Genomic DNA, 17,111 nt, shown 5'->3' on the forward strand with positions numbered 1-17,111 from the left:
GATATGTGATGTTGTTGGGTTGGATCGACCTTGGCAGCATCGACGACCGTGTGAGTTGGCGCGGTTTAAAAGATTAAAAAAATAAAATTTTAAACCGCGTCCCACTGAGTTCGTTGACATCCGCAGAGCCAAACACAAACTGAAAATTATGCATATCGCGCTGTACGCGGTTTAACATGGGTATCAAGACTAAGCTCAAGCTGATCGGATTGCTGCCGGTGCTGATGGCGGTGATCTTTGGTCTGATCGCTTACCAGGGGCAGGGACGCCTGAGCGACATGCGCCGGCAGACCACGCTGGCCGGGGAGATGCTGGATAAAATCTGGCAGTTGGAGTCAGCCACGCATCGTTTCGTCGAAACGCGCGGAGCCAATTTCAGACCCCTGGTCTATGCGCTGTTCGATGTCCTCGACAGTCAGATGCAGCAGTTGAGCCAGGACAGCCTGGAGCCGTCCGCAGACACCAGCCTGACTGACCTGCGTGCGCGTCTGGCGCGGATCCATGGCGACTTCGTGAAGCTGGACCGCCTTTATCGTGGTGCCTTGCAGGCGTTCGATATGGCGCAGATCCTGCCGGTCGCCGAGCGCCTGCGGGCCGAATTGGGTGAGATCAAGCCGTTCCTGAGCCGTCTGCATTGGGGCAATCAGCAGGCGCTGACCGACTACAGCGACCGGCTGGCGCGGACTCAGTTCATCCTGATCGGTCTGACGACACTGCTGATTCTCATGCTCGCGTATCCGGTGCTGTCGCGTATCAACACCGCGCTGGATGTACTCAGCCGGGGGGCGAAGGAACTGGGTGCGTGCAATCCGCCGTCAGTCCTGACCCTGTCTGGGCAGGATGAATTCAGCCAGCTTGCGCGCGACTTCAATCAGATGACGGAACGGCTTGCGGCGGCTGAAGCCGCGCGCACGCAGCATCTGCGCGAACTGGAAAACGCGGTCAAGGATCTGGAAAACTTCAGCTATTCGGTTTCGCATGACCTGCGCTCGCCGTTGCGGGCCATTGATGGCTTCGTCGCGATTCTGCTCGACGAATACGCCCCTCAGCTCGATGCGGAAGGATTGCGGCTGTTCGGCGTGGTGCAGGACAATGCCAAAAAGATGGAACAGCTCATTGATGACATTCTGGCCCTGTCACGCGCCGGTCGGCTTGAGCTGCAAACCAGTCGGGTCGATATGAATGACCTGGTGGATGCGGTCTGGTCCGACCTCTCGGAATCGCTCGGCGAGCGTCCGGTCCAGTTCCGGCGTGCGGATCTGCCATCCATCGTCGGCGATGCGCGGGCGCTGCGTCAGGTCTGGCAGAATCTGCTGGACAATGCGCTCAAGTTTACCCAGGGACGTGAGCCGGCGGTGATCGAGGTCAGCGCCGAATCGCTGGGCGGCATGATCCGCTACAGTGTCAAAGACAATGGTGCCGGTTTCGATCCGGCTTACGCCAACAAACTCTTCGGTCTCTTCCTGCGTCTGCATGGCACGGATGAATTCGCGGGCACCGGCGTGGGTCTGGCGATCGTCAAGCGATTCATCCAAAAGCACGATGGCCAGGTGGAGGGCATCGGCGCGGTGGATGCCGGCGCCACCTTCAGCTTCAGCCTGCCGCTCCAGCCATCCATTGCCTCGGGAGGGCCACATGACCATGAGAGACACAGTTGTTGACATCCTGCTGGTTGAAGACAACCCCAACGATGCCGAACTCGCCATTCGCGCCCTGAAAAAACACAATCTGGCGAATCATCTGGAATGGGTCAGGGACGGCGCTGCCGCGCTCGATTTTCTGTTTCAGCGCGGCGACTATGCCGGACGCTCCAGCACGCTGCCCAAGGTTGTGCTGCTGGATCTGCGTCTGCCCAGGGTGGATGGGATCGAGGTCTTGAGTCAGGTGCGCGCACACCCGGAAACCCGCGATCTGCCGGTGGTGGTGCTGACCTCGTCCAAGGAGGAGCGCGATCTGATTGCCACCTACGAACTCGGCGTCAACAGCTTCGTCGCCAAGCCCATCGCCTTCGACGAGTTCGCCCGCACCGTGGCCGATCTCGGGATGTACTGGGTGCTCGTCAACCGCGTGCCCCCCGAGATCCGCCCTCTGTGATGAGCGTTCCCCTGCGCCTGCTCCTGCTCGAAGACAATGCCGCCGACGCGGAGTTGAATGAACGCTGCCTGCGTCAATCGGGCTGGTCGTTCGTCTCGCGACGGGTGGAGTGCCGGGATGACTTTCTGGAGGCGCTGGAGGGCTTTCAGCCGGACGCCATTCTGGCCGACTACAGCCTGCCCCGATTCGACGGCCTGCAGGCGCTCGCGCTGGTGCGGGCGCGTGCGCCAAATCTGCCCTTCATTTTCGTCACCGGGGCGCTGGGCGAGGAGGAGGCGGTGGAGCTACTGTGCAACGGCGCCAGCGATTTCATTCTCAAGCATCATCTCGCCCGTTTGCCGATGGCCCTGGAGCGCGCCCTGGAGATTGCCCGTCAGAGGCAGGCGCTGCGTCAGGCCGAGCAGGCACTCAGAGAAAGCGAAGAGCGTTTTCGCACCCTGGTGGAAACCACGCTGGACTGGATCTGGGAGATCGATGCTGAAGGGCGCTATACCTATGCCAGCCCGGTTTCGCTCAGTCTGCTGGGCTATACGCCCGAGGAATTGCTTGGACGCAGCGTATTCAGTCTGATGCCGCCCGCTGAGGCCGCGCGGGTCGGCGCCTTCTTTGCCGAAAATGTCGCCGCCCCACGCCCGTTTTCGATGCTTGAGAACACCTGTCTGCACCGGAACGGCCAGGCGGTCACGCTGGAAAGCTCCGGGACGCCGATCATCGCCCCGGACGGCCGTTTGCTCGGTTATCGCGGTATCGACCGCGACATCTCTGAGCGCAAGCGTCAGGAGGCGATATCGCGGTTGCAGACGCAACGGGCGACGGCCCTGCTGGAACTGCCGCGCGCCGCCGACCGGCTCAATGAGTCCGAGTTCATGCAGTTCGGCCAGGAGCTGGCCGAGGAACTGACCGGGAGCCGGATCGCCTTCGTCCATTTCGTCAACGACGATCAGAAAACCATCGAACTCATCGCCTGGTCGCGGCGCACTCTCGACGGCTATTGTCAGGCCAACTATGACGGGCATTATCCCATCAGTCAGGCCGGCGTGTGGGCGGATGCCCTGCGTCAGCGCGCGCCCGTGGTCTTCAACGACTACGCCACGGCGTCCGGCAAACATGGATTGCCTGAGGGTCACGCGGAACTGATCCGTCTGATCAGCGTGCCGGTGCTGGACGGCGAGCAGGTGCGCATGATGGCCGGAGTCGGCAACAAGCCCACGCCCTATACCGATCTGGACGTGGAAACCGTGCAGCTCATCGCCAACGAGATCTGGCGCATCGTGCGCCAGCGGCGCGCCGAACAGGCGCTGGCCGCCAGCGAAGAACGGCTGGCGCTGGCGCTGGAGGGCTCAGAGTTGGCAACCTGGGACTGGCAGGTGCAGACCGGTGCACATCAGTGCAATGATCGCTGGGCGCAGATGCTGGGTTACACCCTGGACGAGCTTCAGCCCATCACCATCGAGACCTGGAACAGTCTCTGTCATCCGGACGATCTGAGGCTGGCTCAGGGATTGTTGGAGCGTCATTTTCAAGGGAAGACCGACGCTTTCGACGTTGAGATGCGTCTGCGTCATCGCGACGGCCATTGGGTGTGGGTGCTGGATCGCGGCAAGGTGGTGGAATGGGATGCGGATGGCAAACCCCTGCGCATGGCCGGCACTCATCTCGACATCACCGACCGCAAGGAGGCCGACCAGCGCCTGCGCAAACTCTCGCTGGCCGTGGAGCAGAGTCCGACCAGTATCGTCATCACCGATCTGGAGGCGCGGATCGAATACGCCAATCCGGCCTTTACCCGCGTTTCGGGCTATACCCTTGAGGAGGCGCGCGAGCAGAATCCGCGCCTGCTGCAATCCGGTCACACCCCGCGCGCGGTCTATGATGATCTCTGGGCCACCCTGACCCGTGGCGAGGTCTGGCGCGGCGAGTTCTGGAACCGGCGCAAGGACGGCAGCGACTATGTCGAACTGGCGGTCATCTCCCCGGTTCGTCAGGCGGACGGTTGCGTGACCCACTATCTGGCGGTCAAGGAAGACATCACCGCGCGCAAAGCGGCCGAAGAGGAGCTGGAGCATTACCGTCAACGCCTGGAGGATCTGGTGGAGACGCGCACCGCCGAACTGCGGGCGGCGGAGGAGCAGAGCCGGCTGATCCTCGAATCGAGCGCCGACGGGCTCTATGGCGTCGATCTGGAGGGGCGCGCCACCTTCATCAATCCGGCCGCCTGCGCCATGCTGGGCTATGCGCCGCAGGATTTTCTGGGTTGCTGCACGCATGACCTGCTGCATCACACCCGCGCGGACGGCACCCCCTATCCGCGTGAAGACTGTCCGGTTCACGGCACCCTGCGTGACGGGCGGGTGCTGCGCCAGGATGAAGACACCTTCTGGAATGTCGATGGCGAGCCCTTTCCCGTCAGCTATTCCTCACACCCCATGTATCGCGATGGCGAGATCATCGGCGCGGTGGTGAGCTTTTTCGACATCAGCGCCAAACAGCAGACAGAGGCCGCGCGGCAGGCGGCGCTGGACGAGGCCGAGCGTCTGGCGCGTCTGAAAAGCGAATTCCTGACCAACATGAGCCATGAGATCCGCACCCCGCTCAATGCCGTGCTGGGCTTTGCCCAGATCGGCGTCCGCGAAAGCGACGGTCGCCGGGCGCACGAGTTCTTCAAACGCATTCTGGACTCGGGTCAACTGCTGCTCGGGATCGTCAACGACATCCTGGATTTTTCCAAGATCGAGGCCGGCAAGCTCCGCATCGAGCAGGGGGTGATCGACCTGCGCGAGGTCATCGAACGCTCGATCAATCAGTTGCAGACGCAGGCGCTGGACAAAGGACTGGATTTCCGCCTGGAAGAATCCGGCGATCTCCCCGCCACCTGCCGGGGCGATCCGCTGCGGCTTGCGCAGGTGCTGACCAATCTGCTGTCCAATGCCATCAAGTTCACCGCGCAGGGAGAGGTCGTGCTGAAGGTGTCGCGTGATGATCAATACCTGTCATGGCGTGTGACGGACACCGGCATCGGCATGACCGACGAACAGATGGCCGGACTCTTCCGCCCCTTTGAGCAGGCCGACGGCTCCATCACCCGCCGCTTTGGCGGTACCGGGCTGGGACTGGCCATCACCCGGCGTCTGATCGATATGATGGGCGGCGAGATCCAGGCTGAAAGCCGTTTGGGCGCTGGCACGCAATTCAGGGTGCGGATCCCGCTCCATGAGCCGGCCGGCACGCTCAGGTCGCATCCACTCAGGGCCGAGGCACCGCCGTCGTTACGCCGGCAGCGTCTCCGCAGATTCATTATCCTGGTGGCTGAAGACAATGCGGCGAATCGTCTGGTGCTGGAAGAGCTGTTGAACGAGGAAGGCTGCTGGCTGATCCAGGTCGAGAATGGTCAGCAGGCCGTAGAGCAGGTGACACGGAACGGTCCCAACGCCTTCGATCTGGTGCTGATGGATATTCAGATGCCGGTCATGGACGGTTTCGAGGCGACCCGGCAGATTCATGCGCTGGCGCCGACGCTGCCGATCATCGGCCTGACCGCCCATGCGCTGGAAACCGAACGCACGCGCTGTCTGGAGGCGGGCATGGTCGATCATGTCGCCAAGCCGGTGGAGCTGGATTCGCTGGTGGCGACCATTCTCAGACATGCGCCGATCAGTGCCGAGGCCGGTGTCGCGCGGTCGGTGATCGCCAGCGGCCTGTCCGGCGTGGCAGCATCACCGACGCCTGGCGGTCGCCAGACCCAGATCGACTGGCTGGCGCTGACTGAACGCTACCGGCAGCGCCCCGCCTTTCTGCCCAAACTTCTGGCATCCGTCATCGAAGTCAACACGGGCTATCCAGCCGCCTTGCGCCAGGCGGCCAAACAGGGCGATCTGGCCCAGATCGCCTTTCTCGCCCACAGTCTCAAAGGCACCGCCGGCAATCTCTTCGCCAACTATCTGCGCGAGCTGTCCGCCAGCACGGAAAGCAACGCCCATGCAGAACGGCCCGATGCCTATCGTCAGGCCGCGCGGCTCGCCGGTCTGCTCGATATCCTGTTGCGCGAGATCGCGGATTGGCAGGTGGCAGCGGACGCCCCCAAGGTGATGGATGCCGATGCACCGCCCCCCATCGATTGGGACCGCCTGACCGACACGCTGGACCGTCTGGAGTCGCTGCTTGTCCTTGACGACACGGCCGCCAACACGCTCTTCGATGAATCGCAGCCCCTGTTGCGGCAGGTCTGTGGCGAACAGATCCAGCGACTGGGCCGGCATATCCAGCAATTCGATTATCCGGCGGCACTTGATCTCCTGCGCGAGGCGCGGGCGACGCTGGATCTGGCGGTGAGGGCGGATTCAACGTGAAATGCAAGACGAATGGACAGGATTAACAGGATTTCACATGATTGACAGGATGTTGTGATACCTGATTTTTAATCCTGAGAAATCCTGTTAATCCTGTCTATTTTTACTCACACACACCCTCGCCCTGTCGGGGAACGGAGTTTGACACGATGACCGAACGTCTGGAAATCGGCGGCCTGAAGATCGCCAAACCTTTGTATGACCTGGTGAAGAACGAGATCGCCCCCGGCACAGGGATTGATCCCGATGCCTTCTGGCAATCCTTCGCCGCCATCCTCGCCGATCTCGCGCCGCGCAACCGCGAGCTGCTTGCCAAACGCGACGCCCTTCAGGCCAAAATCGATGCCTGGCATCTGGAGCATCGGGGCCAGCCGCAGGACATGGGCGCCTATCGCGCCTTTCTGTCCGACATCGGTTATCTGGTCCCCGAAGGTCCGGATTTTCAGGTCAGCACGACCAATATCGACCCCGAGATCGCCCACATCGCCGGCCCGCAGCTCGTGGTTCCGGTCAGCAATGCACGTTATGCGCTCAATGCCGCCAATGCGCGCTGGGGCAGTCTCTATGACGCGCTCTATGGCACCGACGCCATCCCGGACGCCGACGGTCTGGAGCGCGCTAAGGGCTTCAATCCGGCCCGCGCGGCGGCGGTCGTCGCCCGCGCGGCGGCCTTTCTCGACGAGGCCGCACCGCTCGCGCGCGGCTCGCATGCCGAGGCGCATGGCTACCGACTCGATCAGGGCAGACTGAGTGTGCGGCTTGCCGATGGCAGCGAGACCAGCCAGGCCGATCCGGCGCAGTTCGCCGGCTATCGCGGCGATGCCGCACAGCCCGAGGCGATCCTGCTGGTCAATCACGGCCTGCACATCGAGATCCAGATTGACCGCACCCATGCCATCGGTCAGAACAGCGCGGCGGGTGTCGCCGATGTGCTGCTGGAATCGGCCATCACGGCCATCCAGGACTGCGAGGATTCGGTCGCGGCGGTCGATACCGAGGACAAGGTCGGCGTCTATCGCAACTGGCTCGGTCTCATGAAGGGCGATCTGACTGCCAGCTTCGACAAGGGCGGGCGGACGGTCGAACGGGCGCTGGAGCCGGATCGCGTCTATACCCGGCCCGAGGGCGGCAGTCTGACGCTGCCCGGCCGCTCACTGCTGCTGGTGCGCAATGTCGGCCATCTGATGACCATTGATGCCGTGCTTGATGCCGAGGGCAACGAGGTGCAGGAAGGCATGCTCGACGGCATGGTCACGGTGCTTTGCGCGCTGCACGATGTGCATCCCGCATCCGGCGCGCGCCGCAACTCGCGCGCCGGCAGCGTTTATATCGTCAAGCCCAAGATGCACGGACCCGACGAGGTGCAACTGGCGGTCGATCTCTTCGCCCGCATCGAGGATGCGCTGGGACTGGCGCGCAACACGCTCAAGATCGGCATCATGGACGAGGAGCGCCGGACGACCGTGAATCTCAAGGAATGCATCCGCGTCGCCCGTGATCGCGTCATCTTCATCAACACCGGCTTCCTCGACCGCACCGGCGACGAGATCCACACCGACATGGAGGCCGGCCCGGTGCTGCGCAAAGGCGCCATGAAAGGCGCGGCCTGGCTGGTGGCCTACGAGGACTGGAACGTGGATGTGGGTCTGGCCTGCGGTCTGCCCGGCCATGCCCAGATCGGCAAGGGCATGTGGACCATGCCGGACGAGATGGCAGCCATGCTCAACGCCAAGATCGCTCATCCCAAGGCCGGCGCCAACTGCGCCTGGGTGCCCTCGCCAACCGCCGCGACCCTGCACGCCACCCATTATCATCGGATCGATGTCAGCGCGGTTCAGGCTGAACTGGCGAAGGGCGGCCCTCGCGCCAGTCTCGACAGCATCCTGCAGATCCCGCTCGACCCAGACTGCGCCTGGACGCCGGAGGAAATTCAGGAGGAACTGGACAACAACTGTCAGGGCATCCTGGGCTATGTGGTGCGCTGGATCGATCAGGGCGTGGGCTGTTCCAAGGTGCCGGACATCGCCAATGTCGGTCTGATGGAAGACCGCGCGACCCTGCGCATCGCCAGTCAGCATGTCGCCAACTGGCTGCATCATGGCGTCGTCAGCGAGGCGCAGGTGATGGAGACCCTCCAGCGCATGGCAGCGGTGGTCGATGGCCAGAACGCCGGGGATCCGCTCTATCGTCCGATGGCACCCGCCTTCGATGGGGTTGCCTTCCAGGCCGCCCGCGATCTCATCTTCAAGGGCCGCGAGGAGCCGAATGGCTACACCGAACCGACCCTGCACGCCATGCGTCGGCGGTTCAAGGGTTAAACCGCGCCCAGTGCGGTAGGCGATGTTTGAGGAGTGGATCAACCTTGGCAGCCTTGAAGACTGTGTGAGCTGGCGCGGTTTAAGAGATTAAAAATATAAGGTTTTAAGGTGGTTTCCGGGAAAGTTTCTACCCGAGTCAAGGCTCCAAATGGACAGGATGAACAGGATTTCGCAGGATTCACAGGAGATAAACCGTTGTTTTCTTGATCCTGTCAATCTTGAAAAATCCTGTGAATCCTGTCCATTCACGACCTTTCCGTGGGTAGATTGTTTTCAGGAAATCACCTAAACCGCGCGCCGCCAAGGCTGGTGAATGCGCCAACGTCGAATTCACTCGAAACTCAGGTGAATTCCGAAAATGACTTGACCAAGACCTCAACTCTCGTCGGTCGGGTGAGTCAGGGCGCTGCTTCTCAGGCGTCCCAGAATCCCCGTATCCCGGCAATCCCCTGTGCGCCATGCCGGATGGCCTGATCGAGGTCGTCCGGTGTCAGTCCGCCCAAGGCATAGACCGGCAAGTGTGCGGGATCGACGAGCGCGGCGAAGCCCGGCCAGCCGAGCGGGATGGCGTGCGGATGAGTCGCGGTCGGTTTCACTGGCGACAGCAGGGCATAGTCGAGTCCGAGCCGCGCCGCCTGCGCCAGTTGCGCGGCGTCATGGCAGGAGGCGCCGATCAGATCATGCGGTTTGCCGGGGCGTTCGGTCAGGTTCAGCAGTGTGTGCGCCGTCAGATGCAGTCCGTGACGCGGCACGCCGATGAGCGCGTGCGGATCACGGTTGAGCAGCAGACGCGCGCCGTGGCGTTCGCAGAGCGCATGGGCGCGGACAGCCAGCGCGGCATAATCATCGTCGTCCAGCTCATGCGCGCGTAACTGCACCAGCCGGATGCCGCCTGCAAGGGCGCGGTCGAGACGATTCAGGAAGTCGTCTGTCCGCCGGGGATCGGCGCCCGTGACGAGAAACCGCGACGGCAGACGCAGTGCATTGATGATGGGCCGGTCAGCGGCGGGAAACAGTGCGGGATCCATCGTCTCCGGGTGCAGCCAGTCGAGCGGCTGACCCTCGCGTCCCTCGGGGATGCCGGCATACTCCTCGATCCGCCAGACATCCAGCAGGACGTGACGGTCGCCGTAGTCGTGATGGATGCGGATCAGCGGACGGCTGGCGCGGACCCGGATCCCCAGTTCCTCATCCAGCTCCCGCGCCAGACCCTGCTCAGGCGTCTCGCCCGGCTCCAGCTTGCCGCCCGGAAACTCCCACAGGCCGCCCTGATGGACATGATCCGGTCGCTTGGCAACCAGAATCCGGCCCGCGCCATCGGTGATGGCCCCGGCCATGACGTGGATGTTTTTCATCGGGCTTGGTTTTCGGCAGGATTTCAGGCGATTTTCTGAATCACGCGCGTCGAATAGACAGGATTAACAGGATTTTTCAGGATGGACAGGATTTCAATCCATTGTTTTGAATCTTGTTAATCTTGGGGCATCCTGTTAATCCTGTCCATTCCGAACCGCAGATCAACTCCGATATTCGGCGTTGATGCGGACATAGTCATAGGAAAAATCGCAGGTCAGCACCCGCGTCCCGGTCTCTCCACGCCCCAGCGCGACCCGGATGAGGATCTCGGGTTCGGCCATGACGGCGGCCCCTGCCGCTTCGGTGTAGTCCGGTGCGCGTCCGCCGTCGGTGACGATCAGCACCTCGCCCAGATGGATACGGATCCGTTCGATGTCCAGATCAGCGAGACCGGCACGCCCGACGGCGGCGAGAATACGGCCCCAGTTGGGATCGGAGGCAAAGAGCGCGGTCTTGACCAGCGGCGAATGGGCGATGGTGTAGGCGACCTGACGGGCCTCGGTCAGATCGGCGGCCTGCTCGACCTGGACCGTGACCAGCTTGGTCGCGCCCTCGCCGTCGCGCACGATGGCGGTGGCCAGATCGACACAGACGGCCTCGACGGCGGCTTGCAGCGCGGCGAAATCGGCGCTTGCGGCATCGTCAAGAAGCGGATTGCCGAGCGCCCCGGTCGCGGCCAGCACGCAGGCGTCGTTGGTCGAGGTGTCGCCGTCGATGGTGATGGCGTTGAATGAGCGATCTGCCGCCGACTGAAGCACGCTTTGCAGGATGTCAGACGCGACAGCGGCATCGGTCGCCAGAAAGGCGAGCATGGTTGCCATGTTGGGGCAGATCATGCCGGCCCCTTTGGCGATGCCGGTGAGGGTGGCCGTCCGTCCGGCCAGCATGAACTGGCGCGAGACCAGCTTGGGCACCGTGTCCGTGGTCATGATGGCGCGCGCGGCGCTGGCCCAGCCCAGGGGATCGAGCCGCTCCAGCATCTCAGGCAGGGCCGCCGCGAGCCGCTCGACCGGCAGATGCTCGCCGATGACGCCGGTCGAGAAGGGCAGCACCTGTTCGGGCGTGCAATCGCCGAGACGGGCCAGCGCCTCGCAGGAGGCGCGCGCATCGTCGAGCCCGCGCCGCCCCGTGCCGGCATTGGCGTTGCCCGAATTGATGAGCAGATAGCGCGGCGCTCCCGCGTGCAGATGGCGCCGCGCCAGGGTCACGGGTGCGGCACAGAAGGCGTTGCGGGTAAAAACCGCCGCGCAGGCCGCATCGGGCGGCAGCTCGAACACCACCAGATCGTCGCGCCCCTGATAGCGGATGCCCGCCGCGCCCGCCGCCAGCCGCAGACCGGGAACGGGCTGAAAGAGCAGCTCGGATTCGCTCATGATCAGCCGGCCTTGCCGTGGCACTGCTTGTATTTCTTGCCCGAGCCGCAGGGACAGGGCTCGTTGCGACCGATCTTGCGCGCATCGCGCACGAAGGGCTGATGCTCCTCGGCCTCGCCCGGCGTGCGCGGCTCCGGCTCGGCGTCCGGATCGCCGAAGCCCGCGAAGACCTCGTGCTTGAACTCAAAGTTCTGGCTCGGCACCGGGCCGGCGTTGAAGCCGGCGGCTGGCAGCGCCTGCTCGGGTGCCTGGATCTGGAGCTTGGCAAGGGTGATCACGACATCCTGTTTGATGCTGTCGAGCATCGCCGAGAACATCTCGAAGGCCTCGCGCTTGTATTCCTGCTTGGGGTTCTTCTGGGCGTAACCGCGCAGATGGATGCCCTGACGCAGATAGTCCATCGCCGCCAGATGGTCTTTCCACTGGCTGTCGAGTGTTTGCAGCATCACCGCCTTTTCGATCTGACGCATGTTCGGCGCACCGACGAGTGCCTCCTTGTCGGCGTAACGCACGACCAGGGTGTCATGGATGCGTGCGCGCAGGGTCTCTTCGTGCAGGTTGTGGTCGGCGTCCAGCCATGCCTGGAGCGGCCAGTCGCCGCCGAACTCCTGCGCCAGCGCGGTGCTGAGTCCGGCGATGTCCCACTGCTCTTCCAGGCTCTCGGGCGGGATATAGGTGTCGATGATGCCCTTGAGCGCGTCCTCGCGCATGGCGGTCACGGCGTCGGAGACATCGATACTGTCCATGAGGTCGCGGCGCTGACGGTAGATGACGCGCCGCTGATCGTTGGCGACATCGTCGTATTCGAGCAACTGCTTGCGGATGTCGAAATTGCGGCCTTCGACCTTGCGCTGGGCGTTCTCGATGGCCTTGGTGACCCAGGGATGTTCGATGGCCTCGCCCTTCTGCATGCCGAGCCGCTGCATCATCTTGCTCACCCGCTCGGAGGCGAAGATGCGCATCAGATTGTCTTCGAGCGAGAGATAGAAACGCGACGAGCCGGGGTCGCCCTGACGCCCGGAACGCCCGCGCAACTGGTTGTCGATGCGGCGTGATTCGTGGCGTTCGGTGCCGATCACATGCAGACCGCCAGCGGCGATGACCTGCGCATGACGCGCCTTCCAGGCGGCGCGGATGGCGTCCTGATCGGCATCCGGCCCGGCTTCTTCCAGTTCCGCTTCGAGATTGCCGCCGAGCACGATGTCGGTGCCGCGACCGGCCATGTTGGTGGCGATGGTGATGGCGCCCGGTTTGCCGGCCTGGGCGATGATGCCGGCCTCGCGTTCGTGCTGCTTGGCGTTCAGCACCTCGTGCTGAATGTCGGCCTTTTTGAGCAGCGTGGAGACCAGCTCGGAGGTCTCGATTGAGGCGGTGCCCACCAGCACCGGCTGACCGCGCTGCACGCAGTCCTGCACATCGGCGATGATGGCGGCGTACTTTTCGTCCTGGGTCAGATAGACCAGATCGCCGCGATCCTCGCGGATCATGGGCTGGTTGGTCGGGATGACCGTGACCTCCAGCCCGTAGATCTGCTGGAATTCGTAGGCCTCGGTATCCGCCGTGCCGGTCATGCCCGAGAGTTTGGGGTAGAGCCGGAACAGGTTCTGGAAGGTGATCGAGGCCATCGTCTGATTTTCAGGCTGGATGGCGACCCCTTCCTTGGCCTCCACCGCCTGATGCAGACCTTCTGACCAGCGTCGTCCGGGCATGGTGCGCCCGGTGAATTCATCGACGATGATGATCTGGCCGTCGCGCACGATGTACTCGACGTTTTTCTGGAACAGCGCATGGGCGCGCAGCGCGGCATAGACATGGTGCATGAGCACGATGTTGCCCGGATCGTAGAGTCCGCTGCCCTCGTCGAGCAGACCGATCTCGACCAGCATTTCCTCCACATGCTCATGGCCTTCCTCGCTGAGGAAAAGCTGATTCAGCTTTTCATCGACCGAGTAATCGCCCGGCCCGAAATCGGGCTTGCCTTCCTCGTTGGTGATGGGTGACTGACGTTTGAGCCGGGGGATGATGGCATCGATCTTTTTGTAAAGATTCGTATCGCCGTCGGACGGCCCCGAGATGATGAGCGGCGTGCGCGCTTCGTCGATGAGGATCGAATCGACCTCATCGACAATGGCGTAGAAGGGATCGCGCTGGACACGCTGTTCCGGCGTGAAGGCCATGTTGTCGCGCAGATAATCGAAACCGTATTCGTTGTTGGTGCCGTAGGTGATGTCGGCGGCGTAGGTCTCGCGGCGCGTCACGGGACGCAGATGACGGTAGCCCTGATCGGCGGCGGGCTCGAATTCGGGATCGAACAGATAGGATGAGCTGTCCGGTCCCAGCCCGCCGGACGAATTGATGACGCCGACCGACAGCCCCAGGAAGTGATAGAGACGCCCCATCCAGGCGGCGTCGCGTCGCGCCAGATAGTCGTTGACGGTGACGACATGCACACCCTTGCCGGGCAGTGCGTTGAGATAGGCGGCGAGCGTGGCGACCAGGGTCTTGCCTTCGCCGGTGCGCATTTCGGCGATGCGTCCGCTGTTCAGCACCATGCCGCCGACCATCTGCACGTCGAAGTGACGCATGCCGAGCACCCGCTTGCCGGCCTCGCGCACCACGGCGAAGGCTTCGGGGAGCAGGCTGTCGAGTTCGGCACCGGCGGCCAGACGCTGCCGGAATTCAGCGGTCCTGGCGGTGAGCGCCTGATCCGACAGTTGCGCGATCTCGGGCTCCAGCGCACTGATCCGCGCCACGGACTTCATCAAGGTTTTGACGAGCCGGTCGTTCCGGCTGCCGAAGAGCTTTTTGAACAGACGAGTAACCATCGGAGAATTTAAGACCTGTCGGGGAAATCGGCGGATGATAACGGATTTAAACCGCGCCGAGTGCAGTAGGCGATGTTTTTGGATTGGATCGACCTTGGCAGCCTCGACGATCCTGAGAGCGGGCGCGGTTTAAGATATTAAAAAAATCAATAATTTAGGTGGTTTCCGGGAAAGTTTCGACCAGAGTCAAGGCTCCAAATGGACAGGATGAACAGGATTTCGCAGGATTCACAGGAGAAAAACTTTTCTTCATCCTGTCCATCTTGAAAAATCCTGTGAATCCTGTCCATTCACGACCTCTTCGTGGGTGGACTGTTTTCAGGAAATCACCTGAGCGAGATCCGGTCAGGCATGAGGCCTCAGCGCAGGGTGCCGGAGAGGTCGTCCGTCTGCGCCAGACGCGGCAGCACGTCGAGATAGGGCATGGGATCGACGGCCCGCCCGCCCCGCAGCACCTCGAAATGGACATGCGGCCCGGTGGCGGTGCCGGAGGAGCCGACCCTGGCAATCTGCTGCCCCTGCCGGACGGGATCGCCTTCTTCGACCAGATTGGCCGAATTGTGGGCATAACGGGTGATCAGGCCATTGGCATGACGAATATCGACAACCCGTCCATAGCCGTTGCGGCGTCCGCTGAAGACCACCACACCAGCGGCGACGGCGATGACTGGCGCGCCATGTTTGCTGGCAAAATCGATGCCCTCGTGGAAGATGCGGGCTTTGCGGGTGGGATGGACGCGGAAGCCATATTCGGAACTGATATAGCCCGCGCGCACCGGCCAGCCGGATGGCGCCGACTGCATCGTGAGCTGGCGGTCAGCCATGCCGTCTTCGAGGCGGTCGAGCTTGCGCTGGCGATCCTGAATCTGATTGAGCATGCTGCCCAGCTCGCTGGCCAGCTCCTTGATGGTGTAATCGCGCACCGGGCCCATCTCGGGACCACCCTGTGGCGGCGGCGATCTGAAATCGAACTCGGCGGGATCGAGTCCGGACATCCGCACCAGCCGTTCGCCGAGCGCATTGAGCCTCAGCAGTTCGGCCTGCATGGCCCCCAGGCGCACGGCCAGCGCATTGACTTGATCGGGAGTGCGTGGCTCATCCAGAACTGGCGTGTGGATCGGATCCAGGTCTGGTGCGGGATGGCTGGCGAGCGTGGGCGAATCGGCGTATTTTCCAATCCAGATTCCCAGCCCGGCTCCCGCCAGGCCAAACGAAAAGACGGCCATGAGCACGACAACGGCCTGTCCGCGAGCGGTTTTGCGTCGTTCGAGGTGGTACATCGTTTATCTCTGCTGTTGGTCTGAATGAAAGAGGTAGGACTGAGGATGCGCGCTCCATTCGCACACATCCGCGACCTGTTGCGGAACCACCGAACGCTCGGGGAGCTTCTTGAGCAGCGCCAGCGGGAGTTCGGTCTGCTGTCGGCGGTGCATGCCCGGTTGCCCGAATCCATGCGGAAACACTGCCTGGATGTCGGTCTGGACGAAACTCGGCTGACGCTCTATCTGGATTCGCCGGCCTGGGCGACGCGGGCGCGTTTTCTGGCCGGGGATCTCGTCGATGCCTTCGGCGAGCGGGGCATCCACGAGGTTTGCGTGCAGGTGCGTCCGGGAGACGCAGGCAGGCAGGCCCCACCACAGTCGACGGGGCCGACACGGGGATTGACAGCCGGTGCGGTGGCGCACCTGCTGGACGCAGCGGATCATCTCCAGGATCCGGACTTGCGGGAGATCTTCAGGCGCTTTGCACAACGTCATGCGCGACAGACGCCTGAAGAAAAGAAGGATTAGACAGCGGGCACAGGCTGCGCATAGCAGATGGGCGCCGTTGCGGAATCCTCGAAGACCACTTCCTCCCACGCCGTGGCCTCGGCAGCCAGCGCACGCAGGAGCGCATTGTTCAGCGCATGCCCGGATTTATGCGCGGTGAAGGCGCCGATCAGGGTGTGGCCAAGGAGATAGAGATCGCCGATGGCGTCAAGGATCTTGTGTTTGACGAATTCATCCTCGTAGCGCAGACCCTCTTCGTTGAGGATACGGTATTCGTCCACCACCACGGCATTGTCCAGGCTGCCGCCCAGCGCCAGATTCTGCTGACGCAGGGCTTCGATCTCGCGCAGAAAACCGAAGGTGCGTGCGCGGCTCACTTCACGCACGAAGGACGAAGTGGAGAAATCCATGGTGGCGCGATTCGCCCGCTGATTGAAGGCGGGATGATCGAAGTCGATCGAAAACTCAACCTTGAATCCGTTGTAGGGCGTGAAACGGGCGAATTTATCCCCGTCGCGCACTTCAATGGGGCGCTTGATACGGATGAAACGCTTGGCCCGGTTCTGTTCCTCGACCCCCGCCGATTGCAGCAGAAAGACGAAGGGCGCGGCGCTGCCATCCATGATGGGCACCTCGGCGCCGCCGACATCCACGCAGGCATTGTCGATCCCCAGCCCGGCGAAGGCGGAGAGCAGATGTTCGACGGTCGAAAGACGCACATTGCCCTGCATCAGGGTCGTCGAAAGACGGGTGTCACCGACATTGAAGGGCGTGGCCTGGATCTCGACCGGCACGTCGAGATCCAGACGCCGAAACAGGATGCCGGTATCGGGCGCGGCAGGTCGCAGCGTCAGCTCGACCTTTTCGCCCGTATGCAGGCCCACACCGGTTGCCCGGATCACATTTTTCAAGGTTCGCTGCTTGAGCATCATTCGGGTTCTCCTCTCGTGGTTCACGGCGGCTGACGGCATCCACTGCCGGCTGATCGACTACCGCTCGTGATCCGGTCAATCCCTGCCGGAGCCACGGT

The 17,111-nt window shown here is 62.8% G+C and carries 10 protein-coding genes; 5 read left to right on the forward strand and 5 right to left on the reverse strand.

Annotation, left to right across the window (positions count from 1 at the left end; all coding sequences use genetic code 11):
* Window positions 1-176: 176 nt before the first annotated feature.
* The 4 genes from EDC35_RS05155 (at window position 177) to EDC35_RS05170 (ending at window position 8,758) form a co-directional block, all read left to right on the forward strand.
* Window positions 177-1,661, forward strand: coding sequence for a sensor histidine kinase (locus tag EDC35_RS05155; protein WP_132976149.1), 1,485 nt, complete (start codon window positions 177-179; stop codon window positions 1,659-1,661).
* Complete coding sequence (locus tag EDC35_RS05160; protein WP_132976150.1) at window positions 1,636-2,094, forward strand: response regulator; 459 nt, start codon at window positions 1,636-1,638, stop codon at window positions 2,092-2,094. The genes EDC35_RS05155 and EDC35_RS05160 overlap by 26 nt, the downstream gene beginning before the upstream one ends.
* Window positions 2,094-6,440, forward strand: a complete 4,347-nt coding sequence (locus tag EDC35_RS05165; protein WP_132976151.1) for a PAS domain S-box protein — start codon at window positions 2,094-2,096, stop codon at window positions 6,438-6,440. Before EDC35_RS05160 ends, EDC35_RS05165 begins: the two co-directional genes overlap by 1 nt.
* A gap of 149 nt (window positions 6,441-6,589) precedes the next feature.
* Complete coding sequence (locus tag EDC35_RS05170) at window positions 6,590-8,758, forward strand: malate synthase G (protein WP_132976152.1); 2,169 nt, start codon at window positions 6,590-6,592, stop codon at window positions 8,756-8,758.
* Window positions 8,759-9,171: 413 nt separating this feature from the next.
* On the opposite strand, the gene EDC35_RS05175 is transcribed toward EDC35_RS05170, so the two are convergent.
* The 4 genes from EDC35_RS05175 to EDC35_RS05190 form a co-directional block, all read right to left on the reverse strand.
* Window positions 9,172-10,113, reverse strand: a complete 942-nt coding sequence (locus EDC35_RS05175) for a Nudix family hydrolase (protein ID WP_132976153.1) — start codon at window positions 10,111-10,113, stop codon at window positions 9,172-9,174.
* A gap of 162 nt (window positions 10,114-10,275) precedes the next feature.
* Window positions 10,276-11,487: a bifunctional glutamate N-acetyltransferase/amino-acid acetyltransferase ArgJ gene (gene argJ, locus EDC35_RS05180; protein WP_132976154.1), complete on the reverse strand. Its 1,212-nt coding sequence runs from the start codon at window positions 11,485-11,487 to the stop codon at window positions 10,276-10,278.
* 2 nt (window positions 11,488-11,489) lie between these two features.
* Window positions 11,490-14,312 (reverse strand): preprotein translocase subunit SecA, encoded by a 2,823-nt coding sequence (gene secA, locus EDC35_RS05185; RefSeq protein WP_132976155.1) that lies wholly within the window; start codon window positions 14,310-14,312, stop codon window positions 11,490-11,492.
* A 359-nt stretch (window positions 14,313-14,671) separates the two neighbouring features.
* The gene (locus EDC35_RS05190) at window positions 14,672-15,592 is read right to left on the reverse strand and encodes a M23 family metallopeptidase (RefSeq protein ID WP_132976156.1); all 921 of its coding nucleotides are present in this window, start codon (window positions 15,590-15,592) and stop codon (window positions 14,672-14,674) included.
* A gap of 45 nt (window positions 15,593-15,637) precedes the next feature.
* On the opposite strand from EDC35_RS05190, the gene EDC35_RS05195 reads away from it, so the two are divergent.
* The gene (locus tag EDC35_RS05195) at window positions 15,638-16,102 is read left to right on the forward strand and encodes a DciA family protein (RefSeq protein ID WP_165903354.1); all 465 of its coding nucleotides are present in this window, start codon (window positions 15,638-15,640) and stop codon (window positions 16,100-16,102) included.
* On the opposite strand, the gene lpxC is transcribed toward EDC35_RS05195, so the two are convergent.
* A complete protein-coding gene (gene lpxC / locus EDC35_RS05200) occupies window positions 16,099-17,010 on the reverse strand; it encodes a UDP-3-O-acyl-N-acetylglucosamine deacetylase (RefSeq protein WP_132976315.1) in 912 nt (303 codons plus the stop codon). The genes EDC35_RS05195 and lpxC overlap by 4 nt on opposite strands.
* Window positions 17,011-17,111: the final 101 nt, after the last annotated feature.

It is taken from the genome of Thiobaca trueperi (assembly GCF_004342175.1).
In the GTDB taxonomy this organism is placed as follows: Bacteria; Pseudomonadota; Gammaproteobacteria; order Chromatiales; family Chromatiaceae; genus Thiobaca; species Thiobaca trueperi.

Coding starts and splice junctions, on each gene's coding strand:
- EDC35_RS05170 (WP_132976152.1), top strand. CDS start 6,590: ATGACCGAACGTCTGGAAATCGGCGGCCTGAAGATCGCCAAACCTTTG.
- EDC35_RS05160 (WP_132976150.1), top strand. CDS start 1,636: ATGACCATGAGAGACACAGTTGTTGACATCCTGCTGGTTGAAGACAAC.
- argJ (WP_132976154.1), bottom strand. CDS start 11,487: ATGAGCGAATCCGAGCTGCTCTTTCAGCCCGTTCCCGGTCTGCGGCTG.
- EDC35_RS05195 (WP_165903354.1), top strand. CDS start 15,638: ATGCGCGCTCCATTCGCACACATCCGCGACCTGTTGCGGAACCACCGA.
- EDC35_RS05175 (WP_132976153.1), bottom strand. CDS start 10,113: ATGAAAAACATCCACGTCATGGCCGGGGCCATCACCGATGGCGCGGGC.
- EDC35_RS05155 (WP_132976149.1), top strand. CDS start 177: ATGGGTATCAAGACTAAGCTCAAGCTGATCGGATTGCTGCCGGTGCTG.
- secA (WP_132976155.1), bottom strand. CDS start 14,312: ATGGTTACTCGTCTGTTCAAAAAGCTCTTCGGCAGCCGGAACGACCGG.
- EDC35_RS05165 (WP_132976151.1), top strand. CDS start 2,094: ATGAGCGTTCCCCTGCGCCTGCTCCTGCTCGAAGACAATGCCGCCGAC.
- lpxC (WP_132976315.1), bottom strand. CDS start 17,010: ATGCTCAAGCAGCGAACCTTGAAAAATGTGATCCGGGCAACCGGTGTG.
- EDC35_RS05190 (WP_132976156.1), bottom strand. CDS start 15,592: ATGTACCACCTCGAACGACGCAAAACCGCTCGCGGACAGGCCGTTGTC.